This is a genomic window from Streptosporangium sp. H13245, from assembly GCF_055690525.1.
The window spans coordinates 1-21,271 of sequence record NZ_JBSZKT010000049.1 but is presented as its reverse complement, the minus strand read 5'-3'; the positions used below and the strand labels follow the sequence as shown (position 1 = coordinate 21,271).

Annotated in this window: 17 protein-coding genes; 14 read left to right on the top strand and 3 right to left on the bottom strand. The window is 72.2% G+C overall.

The window, feature by feature from the left end; translation table 11 throughout:
• The first annotated feature begins 197 nt into the window (after positions 1 to 197).
• Genes ACW9TB_RS36470 through ACW9TB_RS36445 form a run of 6 tightly spaced genes read left to right on the top strand, consistent with a single transcriptional unit; the run spans position 198 to position 7,917 of the window.
• Positions 198 to 1,391, top strand: coding sequence for a radical SAM protein (locus ACW9TB_RS36470; protein ID WP_472752681.1), 1,194 nt, complete (start codon positions 198 to 200; stop codon positions 1,389 to 1,391).
• A 15-nt stretch (positions 1,392 to 1,406) separates the two neighbouring features.
• Positions 1,407 to 3,488 carry a DegT/DnrJ/EryC1/StrS family aminotransferase gene (locus ACW9TB_RS36465; RefSeq protein WP_472752680.1) on the top strand — a complete coding sequence of 694 codons (2,082 nt, stop codon included), beginning with the start codon at positions 1,407 to 1,409 and terminating at the stop codon, positions 3,486 to 3,488.
• On the top strand, positions 3,485 to 4,693 hold the full coding sequence (locus ACW9TB_RS36460; protein WP_472752679.1) for a hypothetical protein: 1,209 nt from the start codon (positions 3,485 to 3,487) through the stop codon (positions 4,691 to 4,693). The genes ACW9TB_RS36465 and ACW9TB_RS36460 overlap by 4 nt, the downstream gene beginning before the upstream one ends.
• A gap of 44 nt (positions 4,694 to 4,737) precedes the next feature.
• A complete protein-coding gene (locus ACW9TB_RS36455; RefSeq protein WP_472752678.1) occupies positions 4,738 to 5,799 on the top strand; it encodes an acyl-CoA synthetase family protein in 1,062 nt (353 codons plus the stop codon).
• Positions 5,799 to 6,668: a phytanoyl-CoA dioxygenase family protein gene (locus tag ACW9TB_RS36450; protein ID WP_472752677.1), complete on the top strand. Its 870-nt coding sequence runs from the start codon at positions 5,799 to 5,801 to the stop codon at positions 6,666 to 6,668. The genes ACW9TB_RS36455 and ACW9TB_RS36450 overlap by 1 nt, the downstream gene beginning before the upstream one ends.
• On the top strand, positions 6,655 to 7,917 hold the full coding sequence (locus ACW9TB_RS36445) for an MFS transporter (protein ID WP_472752676.1): 1,263 nt from the start codon (positions 6,655 to 6,657) through the stop codon (positions 7,915 to 7,917). The genes ACW9TB_RS36450 and ACW9TB_RS36445 overlap by 14 nt, the downstream gene beginning before the upstream one ends.
• Before the next feature lie 168 nt (positions 7,918 to 8,085).
• Here ACW9TB_RS36445 and ACW9TB_RS36440 read toward each other — a convergent pair whose 3' ends face one another.
• Positions 8,086 to 9,288 (bottom strand): ROK family transcriptional regulator, encoded by a 1,203-nt coding sequence (locus tag ACW9TB_RS36440; protein ID WP_472752675.1) that lies wholly within the window; start codon positions 9,286 to 9,288, stop codon positions 8,086 to 8,088.
• A gap of 147 nt (positions 9,289 to 9,435) precedes the next feature.
• Between ACW9TB_RS36440 and zwf the strand changes: the two genes are divergently transcribed.
• From zwf to ACW9TB_RS36405, 7 genes are all read left to right on the top strand, one after another.
• Complete coding sequence (gene zwf / locus ACW9TB_RS36435; RefSeq protein ID WP_472752674.1) at positions 9,436 to 10,911, top strand: glucose-6-phosphate dehydrogenase; 1,476 nt, start codon at positions 9,436 to 9,438, stop codon at positions 10,909 to 10,911.
• Positions 10,912 to 10,970: 59 nt separating this feature from the next.
• Positions 10,971 to 12,866, top strand: coding sequence for a phosphogluconate dehydratase (gene edd / locus ACW9TB_RS36430; protein ID WP_472752709.1), 1,896 nt, complete (start codon positions 10,971 to 10,973; stop codon positions 12,864 to 12,866).
• A 358-nt stretch (positions 12,867 to 13,224) separates the two neighbouring features.
• Positions 13,225 to 14,181: a glucokinase gene (locus ACW9TB_RS36425; protein WP_472752673.1), complete on the top strand. Its 957-nt coding sequence runs from the start codon at positions 13,225 to 13,227 to the stop codon at positions 14,179 to 14,181.
• The gene (gene eda / locus ACW9TB_RS36420; protein WP_472752672.1) at positions 14,178 to 14,789 is read left to right on the top strand and encodes a bifunctional 4-hydroxy-2-oxoglutarate aldolase/2-dehydro-3-deoxy-phosphogluconate aldolase; all 612 of its coding nucleotides are present in this window, start codon (positions 14,178 to 14,180) and stop codon (positions 14,787 to 14,789) included. Before ACW9TB_RS36425 ends, eda begins: the two co-directional genes overlap by 4 nt.
• A 419-nt stretch (positions 14,790 to 15,208) precedes the next feature.
• On the top strand, positions 15,209 to 16,462 hold the full coding sequence (locus ACW9TB_RS36415; protein ID WP_472752671.1) for a TIGR03118 family protein: 1,254 nt from the start codon (positions 15,209 to 15,211) through the stop codon (positions 16,460 to 16,462).
• Positions 16,463 to 17,339: 877 nt separating this feature from the next.
• On the top strand, positions 17,340 to 17,960 hold the full coding sequence (locus tag ACW9TB_RS36410; protein ID WP_472752670.1) for an AAA family ATPase: 621 nt from the start codon (positions 17,340 to 17,342) through the stop codon (positions 17,958 to 17,960).
• 67 nt (positions 17,961 to 18,027) lie between these two features.
• The gene (locus ACW9TB_RS36405) at positions 18,028 to 18,360 is read left to right on the top strand and encodes a cupin (RefSeq protein ID WP_472752669.1); all 333 of its coding nucleotides are present in this window, start codon (positions 18,028 to 18,030) and stop codon (positions 18,358 to 18,360) included.
• Positions 18,361 to 18,426: 66 nt separating this feature from the next.
• Here ACW9TB_RS36405 and ACW9TB_RS36400 read toward each other — a convergent pair whose 3' ends face one another.
• The gene (locus tag ACW9TB_RS36400) at positions 18,427 to 19,503 is read right to left on the bottom strand and encodes a helix-turn-helix transcriptional regulator (protein WP_472752668.1); all 1,077 of its coding nucleotides are present in this window, start codon (positions 19,501 to 19,503) and stop codon (positions 18,427 to 18,429) included.
• Between the two features lie 121 nt (positions 19,504 to 19,624).
• Here ACW9TB_RS36400 and ACW9TB_RS36395 point away from each other — a divergent pair, with 121 nt between their 5' ends.
• Positions 19,625 to 20,158, top strand: a complete 534-nt coding sequence (locus ACW9TB_RS36395; protein ID WP_472752667.1) for a hypothetical protein — start codon at positions 19,625 to 19,627, stop codon at positions 20,156 to 20,158.
• A gap of 111 nt (positions 20,159 to 20,269) precedes the next feature.
• On the opposite strand, the gene ACW9TB_RS36390 is transcribed toward ACW9TB_RS36395, so the two are convergent.
• Positions 20,270 to 21,271: ABC transporter ATP-binding protein (locus tag ACW9TB_RS36390; protein WP_472752666.1), on the bottom strand; the 1,002-nt coding region annotated here is incomplete at its 5' end.

Below are 21,271 nucleotides of genomic sequence, written 5' to 3'. Positions count from 1 at the left end.
AAATGCCTCACAAGGGGACTTGACCCGGTTTAGGATATGTTTTAATCTCCCCGAAGAGCGCTCCCACGGCCGGAAAGTCATGCCTTCGGCCGGGGCTCGACCTACCCGAAGACGTATCGAAACGGCGGCCACCAGCACGCCGGCTTTGGCACACAAGGACCGGGATAATCGGCTTCCCGGTCGAACGGGGGACGTAAATGTCGGACGAGAGCTACCGGTCGGCGAGACCCACCAACGGAAACGGCCTGGCAGAGGTCGCCCTTGACCAGGCACACGCTCCCGACAAGGTCCTGGCCCACGAGGACCTGCTCAGGAAGTTCGTCAACGGCGAGAGCTTCAGGCCCGTCCATATGCGCATCGGCATCATGGGCGCCTGCAATATGCGCTGCAATTTCTGCAACTTCCACTCGCCGAACGAGGAGAATTTCTACGATCTGTTCTCCTTCAAGGACGCGATTCCCACCGACAAGAGCGTCAAGCTCATGCGGGAGTTCGCCGAATCCGGCGGCCGGGCCGTCACGTTCTGCGGCAGCGGCGAATGCACCATTCACCGTGGCTATACGGAGATCTGCAATTCCGGGCACGCGGCCGGGCTGCGTATCGGTCTCATCACCAACGGCTCCCGCCTGCACCGGGACGACATCGCCGACTGCGTGGTCAACACCCACACCTGGGTACGCATCGGCCTGAACGCGGGCACCGAGGCGACATTCAACGACATCACCCGGGACCGCGAGCAGACGTTCAAGTCCTTCCTCAACTCCGTCCGCAGGCTGCGCGACAACGCCGTCGATCCGGATTTCCGCATCGGGTTCAACTTCGTGATCACCATGCAGAACTACCGGGAGATCTCGGAGGCCGCCCGGATAGCGCGCGACTCGGGGGCCCACTACGTCCGGTTCGAGCCGGAGTTCTACAGCGGGATGGGCCACGAGACGATCGAGGACGTCATGGCGGAGGTCTCCGCCTCACTCGCCGACGTCTCCACGCTGTCGTCGGAGGATTTCGAGGTCTCGGTGCCCAAGCTCGACCGGGGTCCGATGGACCAGGTGGAGTCCGTCGAGGGCGACTTCGACCACTGCCACTACAGCCGCTTCGTCACGGCCGTCGGCGCGGACGGTCATCTCTACCCCTGCCCCCAGGTGCACCTGAACAGCCGCTACCGCATCGGCAACGTGCTCCAGGACGGCTATCTGAACGTCCTGGAGGGCGGCCCCAGGGCCGAGTGGGAGGCGAGCAACCCCCTCAGGACCGACCTGTGCAAATCCTGCTTCTACCGGCCGCAGAACGAGCTGCTCGAATGGCTGCGCAAGGGGCGGATCAAGCTGGACGACGCCCTGAACACATATCGCATCGAGGTCCCGCACGCGCTCCACGCCGACTTCGTCTGAGATCCGGGGTTCGCGTTGACGTCGATCGACCGGTTTCACCATCTCGGCCACTCCCCGGTCGATCCCGTCCCCGGCTCCCCCGCACCGGACCAGGCCGTCCGCAACGGCCAGGTCCGCAGAGCGGTGGCCAGGCTGGCCGCCGTCCGGCGGGTGCCCCTTCGCGTGCGCTCCACGCGCGCGCAGGAGGGCGCGGAGCCGAGGGTGGACCACTACCTCTTCGAGCACGACGGGCGCCGCGAGCTGCGCGCGGTCGTGCTGACCCCGCCGGGCCAGGGGCCCTGGCCGGCCGTCCTGGTCTGCCCGGGGCGCAACGCGACCCTGGAACGGGTCACCGGGCTGCTACCTCCCGACCATCCCGGCCGTGACGTCGCCGCGTACCTGACCGGGGCGGGTTTCCTCACGCTCACCCTCGACCACGGCCTCGACAGCTGGGCCGAGCCCGCCACGCTGGGCGGGCGCGACCCGGGCGACGTGCTGGACGGCACGCTGCGGCTGCGCGGCGGGAGCCTCCTCGGGGCGATGGCGGAGGACGCGGGAGCCGCGCTCGACTGGCTCCGCGCGCACCCGGACGTGGCCCCCGGCCGCGTCGGCCTGTTCGGGCACAGCATGGGCGCGGCCGTGGCGCTGCACACCGCGCTGCTGCGGGAGGAGCCGGTCCCGCTGTGCGCCGCCAGCCACCTGGGCACGTACGAGACGATGATCGGCCGGTCGCTGGCCTGGAACCAGTACGTCGCGCTGCCGTCCATCCTGCGCCACGCCGACCTGCCCGACCTGTACGCGGCGCTGGCCCCGGCCCCCCTGCAGATCCAGTACGGCACGGCCGACGGGCGCCTCGACCCCGGTGACGCCAAGACCGCGGGCGAGCGGATCGTGGGCGCCCACGAGACGGCCGAGATCCTGCCGCTGCCCATGGGGCACGGCACCGGCCTGGCCGAGGCGGCGGACTTCTTCACCCGCTCCCTGGCCGAGCCCGCCACCGGTACGCCGGACGTGCCCGCGGCCAGGGTGGGTTTCGACGTCCGGGCCCGGCTGGACATCCTCGACCTGGTCGACGACGCCCTGGCCACCGGGTCGCTCACCCTCGGGCCGCGCGGCACCCGGCTGGAGGCGCTCGCGAGCCGGGAGATCGGGCGCGGCACCGCGGCGGTGAGCTCGGGCTCCTCGGCCCTGGAGATCGCCCTGCGGATCGTTGGGGTCGAGGGACGCACCGTCCTGGTCCCGGCCAACACCTTCTTCGCGACCGCGGCCAGCGCCGTCCGCGCCGGTGCCCGGGTCGACTTCGTCGACATGGAGCCGGACGGCCTCGGCATGGACCCCGCGGGGCTGCGCGCCGCCCTGGCCGCCCACGAGGACGTGGCCGCGGTCGTGCCCGTGCACATCGCCGGGGTCGTCTCCGGCTCGCTGGCCGAGGTGCTGGCCGAGTGCGACCGGCAGGGCGTCGCCGTCGTCGAGGACGCCGCCCACGCCCTCGGCTCCTCGCTGCACGGGCGCCAGGCGGGCACCTTCGGCCGGTTGGCCGCCTTCTCGCTCTACCCCACCAAAATCATCACCAGTGGTGAGGGCGGCCTGCTCAGCGCCGACGGGGCCGACCTGAAGCGGATCATGCATCTGCGCGACCACGGCAAGCGGTCCTTCGAGGAGAACCTCCACGACGACCTCGGCAGCAACTGGCGGATGAGCGAGCTGCACGCGGCGGTGGGCCTGACCCATCTGGCCCGGCTGGCGGAGGTGCTGGCCGAGCGTACGGCGCTGGCGGCCCGGTACGACGAGGGCCTCGCCGGGGTGCCCTCCCTGACCCGTCCCGCCGTGCCCGAGGGGTGCGTGCCGAACCACTACAAGTACCTCGCCCTGCTGCCGGAGGGGGTCGACCGCGCGGCGCTCAAGCAGCGGCTGCGCGGCGAGGGGGTACGGCTGGCGGGCGAGGTGTACGACGTCCCGCTCCATCGCCAGCCCTACTTCGCCCCGCGCTTCGAGGACCGGTCCTTCCCGCACGCCGAGGCGTTCACCTCCCGCCACATCTGCCTGCCGCTCTTCCCCGGCATGACACGCGCCCAGCAGGAACGGGTCGTCCGCGCACTGCGGGACGCGCTGTCGTGACCGGCGAGACGGTCCTGCCGTTACTGCGCGCGGGACGGTGGTACCGGTCGATGGACACCGTGCCCGTCCCCGGTGGCCCGCTGCTCTCCCTGGCCCCGGAGATCCTCGTCCGCGACGACGGCGCGCGCCTGCGGTCGCGCCGCGCCGCGATGACCGTGCCGTCCCGCGCCCGGCGCCTGGAGCTGCTCCGCGAGGCCGTCGCGCTGTTCCGGCACGGCCGCGTACCCGTCGAGTCCCTCGGCGTCCAGGACGCCGGGGAGTTCGAGGCGGCGATGCGCGCCACGGCCGGACTTCCCCCCGCTCTCGTACGGCGCTGGTCGGCGATGCTCGGCGAGCGGCTGGAGGAGCTGGCGGAGGACACACGCGAGGTCGGCGGGCTCACCCTGGTCTCGCTGCCCGCCAACACCTTCACCTGCCTGGAGGGGGTGCTGGAGGCGGCGCTGTCCGGCGCGGCGGTGTGGATCCGCCCCAGCAGGCGCGAGCCGCTGTCGTCGGCCCGCCTGACCGGGGCCCTGCTGAGCGTGGGCTGGCCGCCCGAGACGCTGGGCTACTACCCGAGCGCGCCCCGGACCCTGCCCGCGATGATCCGGGCGACCGACCGGCAGATCGTCTACGGCGGCGACGGCCTGGCCGCCGAACCGGCCATGGGCACGCCCTCCCTCGATCTGCGCGGGCCAGGACGGGCCTGCGTGATCGTGGGCGAGCGGGAGCCGGTGGACCCCGAGGACCTCGCCGACCGGATCGCGCGGGACGCGGGACGCTTCTGCACCGGCGTCTCCACGGTGGTCTGCCTGCGGGCGTCCGAGGCCGACGCCCGCGAGGTCGCGGCCGTGCTCGACGGCATCTCCCTCGACCCGCCGGACCCGCGCCGACCGCAGGCGTCGTGGGCCGAGGCCGACGCCGCGCGGATGGCCGCGTTCGTCTCCGACCGGCTCGCCCCCGGCGGGCGCGTGCTCACCCGGCGGCCGATCGTGGTCAGGTCGGGCGGGATGACGTTCCTCGCGCCCACCCTCGTCCACGTCGACGACGTCGGCCATCCGCTCGTCGGCAGCGAGCTGCCCTTCCCCTTCGCCGTCGTCGTCTCCACCGACGAGGCGGGGGCGCGCGGCGTCGCCGCCGGGTCCCGCTTCGTCCACCCGGCCCGCTTCGCGACCGTCCCCGAGGCCCCCGGAATCCCTGAATTCGCCGAAGGAGTGTCGTCCTGAACCCGAGCACTCACCTCCCGCCCGCCGGCTCCCTGCTGGACGCCATGCGAGAGCAGATCCCCCCCATGCGCGAGTCCCTCGACGAGTGGACGGTACGCATGATGAGCTGGCACTTCGGCGAGGAGAGCGGCTCACCGTTCTGGCTGGCGCGCAGAAGCCGCCTGCCCTTCGACCCGATCCGCGACGTCACCGACTACGCCTCCCTGCGCCTGTTCGGCCTGTTCGACAAGACCGACCTGCGGGGGGTGAGCGCGCGCGACCTCGTACCCCGGGGCTTCGCGGGGCGGCCGTTCCGCGTCGTGGAGACCGGCGGGACGTCCGGGCCTCCGTACCGGGTCGTCGACGTGACCCGCGCGATCTACGACGTGGGGATGTACCGGGTGATGCTGGAGGCCCGCGGCCTGCTCGGCGGCGACATCCTGGCCATGACGCCCAGCGGCCCGCACGCCTACGGGCACTTCGTCAAGCTGCTCGGCGACAGCTGGGGGGCGGCCGTCTTCTCCGTGGACTTCGACCCGCGCTGGGTCAAGCACCTGGTACGCACCTCCGACGGCACCGACGCCTACGTCGACCACCTCATCGCGCAGACGGCCGACATCCTGCGGGAGGAGCGGATCAGCCTGCTCTTCACGACCGCCAAGCTGCTCCTGTCGCTCGCCCCGGCACTGGACAAGCCCCTCGCGGAGTACGGCGTCCGCGCCGTGTGCACCGGCGGCATCTCCTGCTCCCCCGAGGAGGCGCGCTACCTGCGCGAGGAGTATCTGGACGGGGTCCAGTGGATCGACACCTACGGCAACACCCTCGCCGGGCACGCCCTCCAGGGGGACGCCCCCTCCCCCGACGAGCCGCACAGCTACCACCTGCCGCCGCCCTTCGCGGTCATGCACGTCGTACGGCCCGACGACGTGTGGCGGGAGGTCGCCGTGGGCGAGCGGGGCCGGATCAGGGTCGTGACGCTCCTGGAGGACCTCTTCCTGCCCAACCTGCTGGAACGGGACAGCGCGATCTCCGCCCCGCCGCACCCCTGGTTCCCGTGGCCCGGGGTGGCGCGGGTGGGGCCCTACGAGGCGGAGGACGCCGACCAGATCACCGAGGGGGTCTACTGATGCCCGGAGACCGGCGAGCCGTCTCCTCCAACGGCGTGCCCATACCGTTCACCGACGAGCTGTTCGCCCCGCTTCCCGACAGCGGCGCGCTGCTCGGCGACCCCGAGGCGCTCAGGCGGCGCTTCCAGGACGACGGGATGGTGCTGCTGCGCGGGTTCCTCGACCGCGAGACGGTCCTCTCCCTGCGCGGGGCCTACCTGTCGGCGTTTCCCGAAGGCCTGCTCAAGCCGGGGTCCACCCCCGAGGAGGGCGTCTTCTCCGGCCGCCCGCCGGAGGGGCTGCCCGCCCACGGGGTGAAGGACCACCCGGCCTACGACTTCGTACGCACGGAGCGGTTCACCTCGTTCGCCCGGCAACCGGCCCTGACGGAGCTGGCCTCGACCCTGCTCGGCGGTCCCGTCCGGATCCTGCCCCGGGGCATCCTGCGCCACTTCTACGCGGGCTCGCTCCGGGCCTCCCGCGCCCACACCGACCACGCGTACATGTCCCGGGGCAGCGACCGCGTCCTGACGATGTGGATACCGGTCGGCGACTGCCCGGTGGAGACCGGGGGCCTGGTCTACCTGGAGGGCTCGCACCGGGAGTCCCCCGAACGGTTCGACGCGGCGCGGCTCGCGACCGACCGGGCCGACGACTCCCGGCCGATCAGCCACGACCTCCAGCTGACGGCCCGCGTCGTCGGCCGGAAATGGCTGTGGAGCGACTACCGGGCGGGCGACCTGACCGTGCACGGCCCGCACGTGGTGCACGCCTCCCTCGACACCGTGACCGACGTCATGCGGGTCTCCGCCGACGTGCGGTTCATCCGCGAGGAGGACCGGATGGACCCCCGGTGGACGAAGGAGTGGGCCGGCGATGACGGCGCCTGAGAACACCACCGAGCCCGGAGCACCGGGGCCTCCGGGGGCTCCTCCCGAGGCGGTGATGTCCCGGGCCGCGACCCGGACCCGCCTGGCCGCGATGGCCGCGTTCCTGATCGTGGGACTCTCGTACGCCAGCTTCCTGATCAGGGTTCCCTCGCTGAAGGTGGAGCACGAGCTCTCCGCCGGGCAGCTCGGCCTCCTGCTCGTCGTCCCCTCCGTCTCGGCGCTGGTCGCCATGCAGCTCGCCGGTGGCCTGGTGGCCCGGTACGGCAGCGCGCCGATCGCCCGGGTGACCGGGGTGGCGCTGCCGCTGTCCCTGGTCGGCCTCGCGCTGGCCGGTGATCCGATCCAGCTCGCCGTCGCGCTGGTGGTCTTCGGTGTGATCGACGGGCTTCTCGACGTCTCCATGAACGCCCACGCCATCGCGGTGGAGCGCGCCCACAAACGGTCCGTCATGAACCGCTGCCACGCCGCCTGGAGCATCGGCGCGATGGCCGCCTCCGTACTGGGCGGCCTCGCCATCCAGGCCGGTCTCTCCCCCATGACGCACTTCCTGGGGCTGGGCGTGGCCGTGGCCCTCCTCGCGCTGGTCACCGGGCTGTGGATGCTGCCGGCCTCGGCCGACCGGCACGCGAGCCAGGAGGGCGAGAAGAAGGTCCGCGTGAAGTGGCGGGACGGGTGGACCCCGCGGGTGCTGATGTTCGGCGCGATGGGCGCGGTCATCCTGATCGTCGAGGGCGCGGTCGGCAACTGGAGCGGCGTCTTCCTCCTGGAGGATCGCGGCGCCACCCTCGCCGCGGCCTCGCTGGGCTACACGTTCTTCAACCTGTGCCAGACCGGTGGCCGCCTCGTCGGGGACCGTCTCCACGAGCGGTACGGGGCGCCCGCCCTGGTCAGGGTGAGCGGCGGCATCGCCCTGTGCGGCCTGCTGATGGTCGTGCTCAGCCCGGGGATCGCCGTCGCGGTCGCGGGTTTCGCGGTGGTGGGGATCGGCCTCTCGGTCCTGCTCCCCCTCATCTTCAGCGCGGTGGGACACGGCGGCGCGGAGGGTCTCGGGGCGGCCGCGGCGCTGGCCAGGTTCACCACGCTGACGTACTCGGGGCTGCTGCTGGGCCCCGTCCTGGTCGGCTGGTTCGCCGAGCTGGTGGGCCTGGCCGTGACGTTCGCCGGGCTGCTCGCCCTGCTGGCGCTGGTGGTCCTCAACGCCAGGGCCACGGGCACCGCCGACCGGAGGGAGACCCCGCAGGAGGCGTAGCGGGGGACCGGCTCGGACGCGGGGCGGGCTCACACGCGGGCCCGCTCCAGACGCGGGATCGGTCCAGGCGCGGGATCGGTCCAGGCGCGGGATCGGTCCAGGCGCGGGACCGGTTGCTCACGTACGGGACCGGCTCACACGCGGGATCCGATCAGGCGCGAGTCCGGGTCAGACGAGGGAGCGGACGGAGCGCAGCGGCTGCCATCCGGCGGAGTCGACGGCCTCGGGCGACAGGATGTTGTCCAGGACCATGTGGGCGCAGCCGATGATCCCGGCGCTCGGGCCGAGCCTGCTGCGCTCTATCCGCAGGTTTCGGGTGGCCAGGGCCGTCGAGCGGCGGTGGATGACCTCGCGTACCCCGGAGACCATCGGCTGGAAGGTCTCCGCGACGTCGCCGCCGAGGACGACCACCGAGGGGTTGAGCAGGTTGACCGCGCTGGCGACGACCTCGCCGAGCATCCGGGCGGCGTTGCGCACCACGGTCATGGTCTCCGCGTCCCCGGCCCTGACCAGGCTCACCACGTCGGCCAGGGTCCTGACCTCGTGCCCCCTGGCGCGGAGCTGGCGCAGGATCGCGGTGCCGCTCGCGATGGAGTCGACGCAGTCGATGTTGCCGCAGCGGCAGAGGACTCCCCCGCCGTCGCGGACCGGGATGTGCCCGATCTCCCCCGCAGCGCCCAGCGCCCCCCGCAGGATCTCGCCCCCGGCGATCACCCCGGAGCCGATCCGGGTGGAGACCTTGATGAACAGCAGGTCGTCGGCCTCGCCCGCGTAGATCTCCCGGTGCTCGCCGATCGCGATGACGTTCACGTCGTTGTCGAGGAAGACGGGGACGGGGAAGCGCGCGGCGATGATCGGCGGGATGGCCACCCCGGTCCAGCTGGCCATGATCCGGGCGCTCTCGGTGCGTCCGGCCGCGAACTCCACCGTGGCCGGGACGCCCAGGCCGACCCCGCGGATCAGGGAGACGGGACGGTCGCCGAGCAGCTCGCCCCAGGTCTGCATGACCAGGGGCAGGACGACGTCCGGGCCCTCCTCCACGTCCACGGACAGGGCGGCACTGGCCAGCACCTGGCCCGCGAGGTCGCAGACGGCGATCTGCGCGCGGCTCGCGCCCAGGGAGCCGACCAGGACGACCCCGCCTGAGGCGTTGAAGGCCAGGCGGGTGGGCGGGCGGCCTCCGGTGGAGGGGCCCTCGCTGTCCTCCACGACGAGGCGCCGCTCCAGCAGCTCGGTGACGCGCAGGGTCACGGCGGGCCGGGAAAGGCCGGTGACACGCCCTATGTCCGCGCGGGTGACCGCCTCGCCGGAGCGGATGAGGCGCAGCACCTCACCGCTGGTGGCCAGCGCGGCAGCGGGACGTCGAGGCATCCGCCAAGTGAATCACACCCACTTAGGGAATGAAAACTTCGGACTTTCTTATCTCAACTTACAAAACTCCGCTTGTGTCGAGCGCAAGATCCAGCTAGTGTCCGGTCTATCCCTAATTTCGGTAGATCACCACGGAGCGCCGCGCCCATGTCTGAGAACCCGCAATCCGCCGACCTCATCGTCTTCGGCGGCACAGGCGACCTCTCCATGCGGAAACTTCTCCCGGCGCTCTACCACGCCGACCGCGACGGGCGTCTCGCCCCCGAGACCCGCGTGATCGCGATGTCCCGAGGTGGCCTCGACGACGCCGACTTCCGCGGCAAGGTGGACGCCCAGGTACGCGGCTCGGTGCCGGTGGACGACCCCGGCACCTGGCAGCGCTTCCTCGGCCGCCTGCACCACGTCACCGTCGACATCAGCGGCCAGGACCCGACGGGGTGGGCGAGGCTCGCCGGGATGCTCGGCGGGCACGAGCACCGCGACCGGGTGTTCTACCTGGCCAGCCCGCCCATGACGTTCGGCCCGTTCTGCCGGGAGGCGCACCGCGCCGGACTGGTCACCCCCGCCTCGCGGGTGGTGCTGGAGAAGCCCCTCGGACGCGACCTGGCCAGCGCGCTGCGCATCAACGACGAGGTCGGCGCCATCTTCGACGAGCGGCAGATCTACCGCATCGACCACTACCTGGGCAAGGAGACGGTCCAGAACCTCCTCGTGCTCCGGTTCGCCAACGCGTTCCTGGAGCCGATCTGGAACTCGCTCTGGATCGACCACGTCCAGATCACCGTCGCCGAGACCGTCGGCACCCCCGGCCGCCGCGGCTACTACGACCACGCGGGCGCGCTGCGCGACATGGTGCAGAACCACCTGCTCCAACTGCTGTGCCTGGTGGCGATGGAACCGCCCTCGCGCAACGACCGCGAGTCGATCCGCGACGAGAAGGTCAAGGTCCTCCAGTCGCTGCGGGCCATCACCGGCGGCGAGGTGGACCGCTTCACCGTACGCGGCCAGTACACGGCGGGCGAGTCCGGCGGCGTCCCGGTGCCCGGCTACCTCGACGAGCCCGACAACACCGCGCCCACCGAGGACTCCCGCCGGGTGGAGACCTTCGCCGCGATCCGCGCCGAGGTGAAGAACTGGCGCTGGGCCGGGGTGCCGTTCTACCTGCGTACGGGCAAGCGCATGCCGTACCGCTGCTCGGAGATCGTGGTGCAGTTCAAGGACGTGCCCCACTCGATCTTCCCCGGCAGCACGCCGAACCGGCTGGTGCTGCGGCTGCAGCCGAGCGAGGGCATCCAGCTGAACATCATGGCCAAGGAGCCGGGCGCGGGCGAGGTGGCGCTCAAGCCGGTCCCGCTGAGCCTGAGCTTCGCCGAGACCTTCACCGGCCGGGTGCCCGAGGCCTACGAGCGGCTGCTCCTGGACGTCCTCGGCGGCAACCCGACCCTGTTCATGCGCCGCGACGAGGTCGAGGCCGCCTGGCGGTGGATCGACCCGATCCTCCACGAGTGGGAGTCCCGGGGCGGCACGCCCGAGCCGTACCCGGCGGGCAGCGCGGGACCCGCCGCGGCCCACGAGCTCGTCGGCCGCAGCGACCGCGTCTGGCACGAGGAGGGGCTGGCGTGAGCGGCCGTACGGAGCACCCGAACCAGAACCAGCACACCGACCACGACCGAGGAGGCCGGATGCACCCCGTGATCCAGGAGGTGACCGACCGTCTGGTCGAGCGCAGCCGTCCCAGCCGTACCGCGTACCTGAGGCGGCTGCACGCCGAGGCCGAGGCGGCCCGGCTGCGCGGTCCCGCCAGGGCGAGCCTGGGCTGCGCCAACCTGGCGCACGGCTTCGCCGCCGTGGGCGAGAGCGACAAGCGGGACCTGCGCGCCAACGTCAAGCCGGGCGTGGCGATCGTGTCGAGCTACAACGACATGCTGTCGGCGCACCAGCCGTACGAGGCCTACCCGGCGATCCTCAAGGCGGCCGTCAGGAAGGCGGGCGGCGTCGCGCAGTTCGCCGGGGGCGTGCCCGCGATGTGCGACGGCGTCACGCAGGGCCGGGCGGGCATGGAGCTGTCGCTCTACAGCCGCGAGGTCATCGCGATGGCCACCGCGATCGCGCTCTCGCACGACATGTTCGACGCCTCCCTCCTGCTCGGCGTCTGCGACAAGATCGTTCCAGGTCTGCTGATCGGGGCGCTGCACTTCGGCCACCTGCCCGCGGTGTTCGTCCCGGCCGGGCCGATGACCTCCGGCCTGCCCAACAAGGTCAAGGCCCGCACCCGCCAGCTGTTCGCCGAGGGCAAGGTCGGCAAGGGCGAGCTGCTCGACGCCGAGGCGAAGTCGTACCACTCCCCCGGCACCTGCACCTTCTACGGCACCGCCAACTCCAACCAGGTCATGATCGAGGTCATGGGCCTACACCTGCCGGGGTCGACGTTCGTCAACCCGCGCACCGAGCTGCGCGAGGCCCTGACGAAGGCGGCGGGCAGGCGGGCGGTCGAGCTGACCGCGCACGGCGCCGAGTACACCCCCGTCGGCGAGGTCGTCGACGAGAAGGCGATCGTCAACGCCTGCGTGGCGCTGCTGGCGACCGGCGGCTCGACCAACCACACCATGCACATCGTCGCCATCGCCGCGGCGGCCGGGATCGAGCTCACCTGGGACGACCTGGCCGCGCTGTCGAAGGCGGTGCCGCTGCTGACCCGCATGTACCCCAACGGCCAGGCGGACGTGAACCACTTCCAGGCCGCGGGCGGCATGCAGGTGCTCATCGGCGACCTGCTGGACGCCGGGCTGCTGCACGGCGACGTGCTGACGATCGCCGGGCGGGGGCTGGACCACTACCGCTCGGCCGCCGACCTGAAGGAGGGCGAGCTGGTCTGGGAGGAGCGCACCGAGGGCAGCACCGACCTCGACGTGCTGCGCCCGGTCTCCAGCGCGTTCTCCGCCGACGGCGGCATCCACATGCTCGACGGCAACCTGGGCCGCGCGGTCAGCAAGGTCTCCGCGGTCAAGGACGAGCACCTGGTCATCGAGGCCCCCGCCAAGGTCTTCGACGACCAGCTGGAACTGCTGCGCGCCTTCGACGCGGGCGAGCTGGACGGGCAGGACTTCGTGGCGGTCATCCGCTACCAGGGCCCGAGCGCGAACGGCATGCCCGAGCTGCACAAGCTCACCCCGCCGATGGCGGTCCTGCTGGACAGGGGCCAGCGGGTCGCGATCGTCACCGACGGCCGCATGTCCGGCGCGTCCGGCAAGGTCCCCGCGGCCATCCACCTGTCGCCCGAGGCCGCCGACGGGGGTCCCATCGCGCTGGTGCGGGACGGCGACCCGATCCGCCTCGACGCCGCCGCGGGCACCCTGGAGCTGCTGGTCCCCGCCGAGGAACTGGCCGCCAGGCCCCTCCAGGGCGCGCCGCTCACCGACGCCCAGTGGGTGGGCACCGGCCGCGAGCTGTTCGGCGCCTTCCGCCGCGCGGCGGGCCCGGCCGAGCGCGGCGCGGGCGTCTTCGCGCTGAACGGCCACGCCGAGGCCGTCGCGAACGGCACCCGCCCGGCGACCGCCCCCAGCGGAATCCGCGCGTGAGCGCGACACACACCGTCTCCTTCACACGGTCCACGTTCGTACGGCTCGCGTCCGTACGGTCCACGTTCGTACGGTCCACGAACACCGCGTGGTCCGTGGAGGTCGCCCAGTCCGCGTCCGTACGGTCCACAAACGCCGCGCGGACTGTGGAGGTCGCACGGTCCACGAACGCCACGTGGTCCGTGAGGGTCGCTCGGCCCGTGGAGGTCACACGGTCCGCGTTCGTACGGTCCGTGTTCGTACGGTCCGCGTTCGTACGGTTCGCGAGCGCCGCGAACCCGGTGAACCCCGTGGCCCACGCGACCCCTGTGAACCCCGTGTGGCCCGCCACGGTCACACGGTCCGCGAAGGAGATCTCGTGAGCCTCCCCTGGCTCGTCGCCGACATCGGCGGCACCAACGCCCGGTTCGGGCTGATCACCGAGCCCGGTGGACAGCCCGAGGCGGTGGCCGTGCTCGCGGGCGCGGAACACGATGGCCTACCCGAAGCCGTAGCCGCCTATATCGCAGATCATGCGGGCGGAGTTCAGCCGGGAGCCGCGTGTGTCGCGATCGCGGGGCCCGTGAAGGGCGACCGCTACCGGCTCACCAACGCCGGGTGGACAGGGTCGGTACGCGACCTGGGCATCCCGAACGCCTGGCTGCTCAACGACTTCGAGGCCCTGGCCGCGTCCCTGCCGTACCTGCGGGGCGACGACCTGGTCTCCCTGGGCGGCCCCGAGCCCTCGCGCGGCGTCAAGGCCGTGCTCGGGCCGGGGACGGGCCTCGGCGTGGGCGGCCTGGTGCCCGCCGCCGAGGGCTGGGTGCCGATCCCCGGGGAGGGCGGGCACGTCACCGCGCCCGTCCTCGACAGGCGGGACCACGAGATCGTCCGGGCCCTGCGCGAGGACGGCCTGGAGCACGTGGTGGCCGAGCACCTGCTGTCCGGGCCGGGGCTGTCGCGCCTGCACCGGGCACTCGCGCTCGTCCACGGGACGGACGCGCCGGCGCTGTCCGCCTCCGACATCGTGACCCGGATGGACGACTCGCTGTGCGCGGAGACCATCGAGGTCTTCTGCGCCATGCTCGGCACCTTCGCCGGGAACGTCGCCCTCACCCTCGGCGCGCGGGGCGGTGTCTACCTGGGCGGCGGCGTGCTGCCGCGTATCGTGGACCGGGTCCGCTCCAGCGACTTCCGCCGTCGCTTCGAGGCCACCCCGACCCTGAACGACTACCTTTCCGGCATCGCCACGGCGCTGATCGTGGCCCCCCAGCCCGCCCTGACCGGCGCGGCGGCCTGGCTGAACCAGCGCCTGTCCACCCTGGAGTTCGCATGAGTCTGCTCGACATCGCCCCGGTCGTCCCGGTCGTCGTCATCGACGACCTGGAGACCGCGGTCCCCCTGGCCCGCGCCCTGGTCGCGGGCGGCCTGCCGGTCATCGAGGTGACCCTCCGCACCGCCGCCGCCCTGGACGCCATCGCGCGTATCGCCGCCGAGGTCCCGGAGGCGGTGATCGGCGCGGGGACCATCCGTACCCCGGCCGACGTGGCGGCCTCCGTGGCGGCCGGTTCGAAGTTCCTGGTCAGCCCGGGAACCACCCCGGGGCTGGTCGACGCGATGGAGGTCAGCGGGGTACCGTTCCTGCCCGGCGTGGCGACCGCGTCGGAGGTCATGGCGCTGGCCGACCGCGGGGTGACCGAGATGAAGTTCTTCCCCGCCGAGGCCGCCGGTGGCCTGCCGTACCTGAAGGCGCTCGGCGGCCCGCTGCCGCAGGTCAGGTTCTGCCCGACGGGCGGCATCAAGCTCGCGACGGCCCCCGACTACCTCGCGCTGCCGAACGTCGGCTGCGTGGGCGGGACCTGGCTCACCCCGGCCGACGCGCTCGCCTCCGGCGACTACTCGCGCATCGAGAAACTGGCCTCCGAGGCCGCCGCCCTGCGCTGACCTTCCCGCCCGGCGAATAGCTGGCTTTCCCCGCCCGGCGAGTACCCGCGAGACCGATCCTTCCCGTCCGGCGAGTCCTCGCGAGGCTGATCCCTCCCGTTCGGGACCGGTCCTTCTCGTCCGGCGATTTCTCCCGGGATCGACCCCCGGCGAGTCCTCGTGAGCCCCCGCGTGCGCGCTTTTTCTCATCCGGCCCGTACGCGGGCCCGACCCCGGCCCGCGCGCGGCTCCGAGGCGCCGTGACCCGCTGTGACGCCCCCTGAATCCGTTCCACGACCGCCCCGCCGGGCGGTCGTGGACCGCTCTTTCCGGCTCCTCCGGCTCCTCCCAGGTCCGGGCCTTTCAGAAACGGACTGAACCGCGCACGAACCCCACGCGTATCTCGCGGCGAAAGGCACTCCCTCACAGAGGAGCCATGTATGCGAGTACGCATCGTCACGATCTGCGCCACGGTTCTGGTCATGGGCGTCGCCGGTACGGCGTCCGCCGGGACCCATCAGGCGCAGGCCGGAGCGAAACAGACCAAGGCTGGAAGCGGTCAGGAGAAGACCGGCAAACAGACTCTGCGCAACCACTTCGCGGTCACCAACCTGGTCTCGGACGTCAGCGGCCGGGCCGCGGTCACCGACCCCACGCTGGTCAACCCGTGGGGACTGGCCATGGGCAAGACCCTCTGGGTCTCGGCCGCGGGCACCGGCCTGGCCACGGTCTACTCCGGCGGCGCGGGCACCGTGAAGCAGGAGAAGACGCAGGTCCGCGTCCCCGGCGGCAGGCCCACCGGGCAGGTCGTCAACATGGGCGAGGAGTTCGTCGTCAAGGGTCCCGGTGGCTCCGGGCCGGCCACGTTCATCTTCGCCAGCCCCAGCGGGGCGATCACCGGCTGGAACGCCGAGGCCGACCCGGATGACGCGATCATCAGCGCGTTCGTCAAGGGCGCCGACTTCAAGGGCCTGGCCCTGGCCCAGACGAACCGGGGGCCGATGCTGCTGGCCGCCGACTTCGCCCACAACCGGGTCCACGTCTTCGACGGCGACTTCGACCGGATCTCGATGGGCCGCCGCGCGTTCCAGGACCCCGGCATGCCGGAGGACTACGCGCCGTTCAACGTGGAGGTCGTGGGCAACTCCATCCTCGTCGCGTACGCCAAGCGCGACCCCGCGACCGGCAAGTCGGTGGCCGGGCAGGGCAAGGGGTTCGTCAGCCAGTTCAACGGCTCCGGCCGCTTCGTCGGCCGCTTCGCCGCGCGCGGAGCCCTCAACGCCCCCTGGGCGATGACGCTGGCTCCGAAGGGGTTCGGCGCCCTCTCGGGGGCCCTGCTGGTCGGCAACTTCGGCGACGGCCGGATCAACGCCTACAACCCGCGCAACGGCCGCCCGCTCGGCCCGCTGCGCTCCTCCGACGGCAAGGCCATCACCCTGGGCGGCCTGTGGGACCTGGAGCGCGGCACCGAGACCGTCGGCGGCGCGAACTCCCTGTGGTTCAGCGCGGGCAGCGACGGCGGCACGCACGGCCTGCTCGGCCTGATCAGGCCCTCGGGAGCGGCCACCTCGTCGTCCTCCCCCTCGGGCAACCCCTCTCCCTCGCCCTCCGCCTCGCACCCGAGTTCCCACAACTCCAACAACTCGGGTTCCAACAACTCGAACAACTCCAACAACTCCGGTTACAACTACTGACGGACCACCGACGGGCGTCAGAGCCCGGGGTTTCTCCGGCGGCGCCGGCACCCCCCACACCAGCGGACCGCGAGGCCGAGCCGACAGGCCGGCCCGCGCGGATCGCCGGAGGGGTGCCGGCGCCGCGGCGCGTCCGGGCCGAAACCAGGTACCGCCGCGGCGCGTCCGGGCCGATGACCGGCCACGTCGCGAACCAAAACGGCCGGAAACCAGGTACCGCCGTGACACGTCCAAGCCGATACTCGTAAACCGTGGAACCCGGAAAGCAGGTGCCGCCGCCGTGGCACGTCCAGGCCGGTGACCGGAGATCGGACTCTCCCGCCCCATGACGCGGGGCCCCGGCGGGGCGTCGTTCAGGAGAGTCACCCCTCGGTGAACGCGAGATCTCCCGGCTTCCTTTAACCTTGAACGAACGAGGGGAGTACTTCCCAAGAACCGGCCCGGTCAATACGGACGCCCTGCGGCGTCCCCGGACGGTCGCCCGCGAGGTGCGGGTGAAGGAGACCTCGAATGGCCGAGCGCATTCGAGGAGCGAACATGCCCCCGACAGTCCCCTCTCCCTCCGGACACCTCCTTCACCACCTCACCGGCGTCCCCCCGCCGCGACGCCCCTCCCCGCGGTACCGGGTCCTCCCGCGCGACGCCCCTCCTCGCCGTACCCCCACCGCGACACGTTCCGCGGCCGTCGCCGGTCCCCGCTGTCCCGGTCGCCGCACACCACCATCTCCGGACGCGCCTCACGAGTAGCCCTCGGTCCGATCCTCACCAGGTTCGTCCCCTCCGGTGACCGCCGGGCAGGCGGCGAACTCGATCCCGCCACTGGAAGGCTGCGAGACGCACTATGAGAGAAGTCCCCCATACCAGCGAGGTGCACGTGATGGCGACCACACCGGCCAGCCGGTCCTCCGTCGAGGACCTGCGCTATCCGGCGGGATCGCTGGTGCTCCTGGCGGGGCTCCCCGGCGCGGGCAAGAGCACCCTGCTCGACCGGCTGTACGGGCTGCGCGGCGACGAGAGGGAGCCGGTGCGCGCCGGTGAGGCCCGCGTCATCGACTCACGCCAGTCCCGCAACTGGTGGGCCCGCTACCTGGGCCCGGTCCCCCCGAGAGCCCGCATTCCGCTCGTGCACACCACCCACGTGGTACGGATCGCCCGCGCCCTGCTGAAGGGGCACGGCGTCGTCGCGCACACCCGCGGCACGTGGCCGCACATCCTGTACGGGTTCGCCTGGCTGGCCCGCAGGGTCGGCAGCGAGGTCCACCTGATCCTGCTCGACGTGGAGCCGAGGCTGGCCCGCGAGGGGCAGCTCTCGCGCGGCCGGGTCGTCACGAGCACGACCTTCGCCCGGCACTGCCGCCGCTGGCGAGTGATCATCGACCGTGCCCGCGGCGGCTCGCTCCCCCCGGCGGCGAGTGTCACGATCCTCGACCGTCCGGCCGCCGACCTGCTCAGGGCCATCCGCTTCGACGAGCGGCCCTCCGCGCGACGGGACGGATGACTTTACCTCCGCCTGGCTCTGCGTCCCGCCCGCCCCGGGCAGGTTCAGAACGACCGGGAGGAGTCCAATGATCGACGTACCGGCTCTCGCCGAGGAGCATCTCACCCTCGCCAGGGCGAGCGCGCACGGCCGCAGCGCCCACACCTACATCAACGAGGGCACCCTGCGGCAGGCGGTCATCGCGCTGACCGCGGGAACGGTCCTCGGCGACCACGAGGCACCCCCGGCCGGAAGCCTGTACGTCCTGTCGGGGCGGGTCCGGTTCGTCGGCGGTGGCGGCGAGGAGGTCGTCTCGCTCCGCGCGGGGCACGCCGCCCCGATCCCGCGACGGCGGCACTCGCTGGAGGCCGACGAGGAGTCGGTGGTCATCTTCACCGGCGTCGTCAACATCGGCGACTGAGACCCCGTACGGACGGGGCGGTCCGAGACCGTCGTGCCCGCGCGGCGGTGAGGTGAGCCGGGTCGCCTACCCCACGAGGCGCCGCCCGTCCGTCGACAGCGGCCCGTCGCCGAAGTGCGGCAGGTAGTGGCGGAAGAAGATGTCCGCGACGAGCGCGCGCCTGCTGCCCAGGCCCGTCTTGGCGAAGACGCTCTTGAGGTGGTCCTGGACCGTGTGGGGGCTGATGTTCAGCCCGCCCGCGATCTGGGCCGTGGAGTGGCCGCGCATGACGTGCTGGGTGATCTGCCGCTCGCGCTCGCTCAGGCCGTAGGCGCCGAGGATGACCGCGGTCAGCTCGCCCGGCTCGGGAGGGCTGAGGGAGACGGCGACGAGTCCCTCCTCCCCCTGCCCCATCGACCACGCCTGGAGGGCCACCCACCGGCCGGACCGGGTCAGCGCGCGGGAACGTGCCATTCCCGACGCGAGCGCGGCGGCGGCCACCGCGCGCAGCGGCCTGGCGTGCTCCGGGGTTCCGTCCTGGAGGAGTTCCAGCCAGGTGCGCGCCGTCGGCGACATCGACCGGACCGCTCCCTCCCGGTCGAGGACGACCAGGCCGGGCGCGTCCGGAATCGCGCCGGTGTCCACCCCGGACAGGAGCAGCGAACGCCGCAGCGCGGCCGTGGCCGGGCGGCCCAGCCGCGCGGCGGCCGTCTCGTCGGCGTCGGTGAACGGCGCCGCGCCCCGTTCCCTGCACATCACCAGCAGCCCCCAGACGTGCGGGCCGTCGCGGAGGGCGACCCGTAGCTCGTCACCGAGCCCCTGTGGGCGCAAAATGTCCTGATAGTACTTACTAGAGTGGATATTTCCGTCTGTCGCCCGGCTGAGCAGGCTGGTCGTTGACGCGCCATTCGCCAGCTCGCGGAGATTACCCGGATCATCCGCCTCGACGTGTTCGATCTCGAACAGGCGAGGGAGATATTCCGCGGGGAAACCCGCCTCGTTCTGCCCGCCGGTGTCCAGCAGGGTGGACGGATCGATCAGGACCGTACACCATACGTCGGCGGGCACCCGCCTCAGGACGGCGGACGCGGTGACGTCGAGCACGTCGAGGGCGCTGCGCTGCCGGGCAAGCCTCTGCTCGAAACCGGCTGAATCAGGGAGCATGCCGCAAATCATAAAGCCGACTTACCGGCTATCCCAGATAGCTGGGATATACGGCCACCCCCTTGTGCGGATAAACCTAGGCATACGCACTCTCACACCAATCAGTACAAATGGGGGAAAAATGAAAAGAACGGGCTTCGCGCGCCTGAGAATGATCGCGCTGCTGGTTCTCGCGGCGGCACAGTTACCGGCGGCTCCCGCCTCTGCGGAGGCCACCGGCTCCTCGGTCACCTCGGTGAACTGCCGCTCCCTGGCCGGCTCGGGCTCCTACTCCGATCCACTGCGGCTGGGCACCGTCCGCGGCACCATCGTGGCGGTGGGCTGTTACCCGCTGACCTCGGGCGCCGGGTACAACCACCGATACTTCATCTTCTCCACCGTCCGCACCGCCGGGTCGGACTCGGCGGCGGGCGCCCGGTTCCGGTTGTCGGGCAACCTCTCCGCCGTCCACCCGCGCCTGGCGTCGGGGCCCGTGACGGTCCTCCGCTCGCTGCAGCACGGCTTCTGGACCGGCAGTAGCTCGAACCCCACCGGCCGCTACCTGCCCATCGGCGGGCTCAACCCCGGCACCTACCGGCTGGGCGTGGAGAAACTGCGCAGCCCGCTGTCGTCCCTGTCGACCCCGCGGTTCGACGTCGTCATCGTCATCAGCTGACCACGGCCGGACCCCGGGCACGGCCCGCGAACGGCTGGGACGCGCCCGCCCCGCCCCTCACGAGGATCGCGAGGGGCGGGCCCTGATCTTCGGGGGGCGGCCGGAAAGCGGTCAGGTGACGGGCAACCTCGGCACGCTGTCGATCAGCCGCCGGGTGTAGGGGTGGGCCGGGGCACCGAGCACGGTGGCGGTGTCGCCCTGCTCCACGATCCGGCCGCGTTCGAGGACCGCCGTGTGGTCGCAGAGCATCGCGACCACGGCGAGGTCGTGGGAGACCATCACGACGGTGAGCCCGTGGCTCTCGCGCAGCTCGGCCAGCAGGTCGATGACGCGTACGCGCGTGGAGACGTCCAGGGCGCTGACGGGTTCGTCGGCCAGCAGGACCCGGGGCTCGCACACGATGGCCCGCGCGATGGCGACGCGCTGGCGCTGCCCGCCGGAGAACTCGTGCGGGTAGCGGCGCGCGGCGTCGGCGGGTAGCCCCACGGCTTCGAGCGCGGCGGCGACGCGCAGGTCCGCGGCCGAGGAGTTCCACCGCGACGCCGGTACCAGGCCGAGCGAACGGAGCGGTTCCGCGACGATCCTGCTCACGCGCTGCCGGGGGTCGAGCGAGGAGTACGGGTCCTGGAACACGGTCTGCACGCTGCGGCGGAACGCGCGCATCCGCCCGCGGTCGCGCGGCGAGAGCGGCGTCCCGTCGAAGAGGATCCGTCCCTCCGTGGGTACGGCCAGGCCGAGCAGCAGGCGCAGGAGCGTCGTCTTGCCCGCCCCCGACTCCCCGACCAGGGCCGTGCTGCGCCCCGGCAGCACCTGGAAGGAGACGTCGGAGAGCACGGGGGCCGCCCCTCGGTAGGCGAAGCCCACCTGACGCGCCTCCAGGATGGGCTGAACCACCCCGTCGTCGGGGACGGGCCCGGCGGCGTCCGGTACGACCCCGTCCGCCACGCCACCAACGGCCCCAGCAGGCCCGGACCGCCCGGACGGCTCGGTGTGCCCGGACGGCTTGGTAAGCCCGGCAAACCCGGACGGCTCGGACGGCTCGGACGGCTCGGACGGCTCGGACGGCTCGGACGGCTCGGACGGCTCGGACGGCTCGGACGGCTCGGACGGCTC

Bases quoted from the DNA above. Each gene is read 5' to 3' on its own strand.
- ACW9TB_RS36410 (WP_472752670.1), top strand. From the start codon at position 17,340: ATGGCGACCACACCGGCCAGCCGGTCCTCCGTCGAGGACCTGCGCTAT.
- ACW9TB_RS36450 (WP_472752677.1), top strand. From the start codon at position 5,799: ATGCCCGGAGACCGGCGAGCCGTCTCCTCCAACGGCGTGCCCATACCG.
- eda (WP_472752672.1), top strand. From the start codon at position 14,178: ATGAGTCTGCTCGACATCGCCCCGGTCGTCCCGGTCGTCGTCATCGAC.
- ACW9TB_RS36440 (WP_472752675.1), bottom strand. From the start codon at position 9,288: ATGCCTCGACGTCCCGCTGCCGCGCTGGCCACCAGCGGTGAGGTGCTG.
- ACW9TB_RS36415 (WP_472752671.1), top strand. From the start codon at position 15,209: ATGCGAGTACGCATCGTCACGATCTGCGCCACGGTTCTGGTCATGGGC.
- ACW9TB_RS36400 (WP_472752668.1), bottom strand. From the start codon at position 19,503: ATGCTCCCTGATTCAGCCGGTTTCGAGCAGAGGCTTGCCCGGCAGCGC.
- ACW9TB_RS36445 (WP_472752676.1), top strand. From the start codon at position 6,655: ATGACGGCGCCTGAGAACACCACCGAGCCCGGAGCACCGGGGCCTCCG.
- edd (WP_472752709.1), top strand. From the start codon at position 10,971: ATGCACCCCGTGATCCAGGAGGTGACCGACCGTCTGGTCGAGCGCAGC.
- ACW9TB_RS36470 (WP_472752681.1), top strand. From the start codon at position 198: ATGTCGGACGAGAGCTACCGGTCGGCGAGACCCACCAACGGAAACGGC.
- zwf (WP_472752674.1), top strand. From the start codon at position 9,436: ATGTCTGAGAACCCGCAATCCGCCGACCTCATCGTCTTCGGCGGCACA.
- ACW9TB_RS36395 (WP_472752667.1), top strand. From the start codon at position 19,625: ATGAAAAGAACGGGCTTCGCGCGCCTGAGAATGATCGCGCTGCTGGTT.
- ACW9TB_RS36405 (WP_472752669.1), top strand. From the start codon at position 18,028: ATGATCGACGTACCGGCTCTCGCCGAGGAGCATCTCACCCTCGCCAGG.
- ACW9TB_RS36455 (WP_472752678.1), top strand. From the start codon at position 4,738: ATGCGAGAGCAGATCCCCCCCATGCGCGAGTCCCTCGACGAGTGGACG.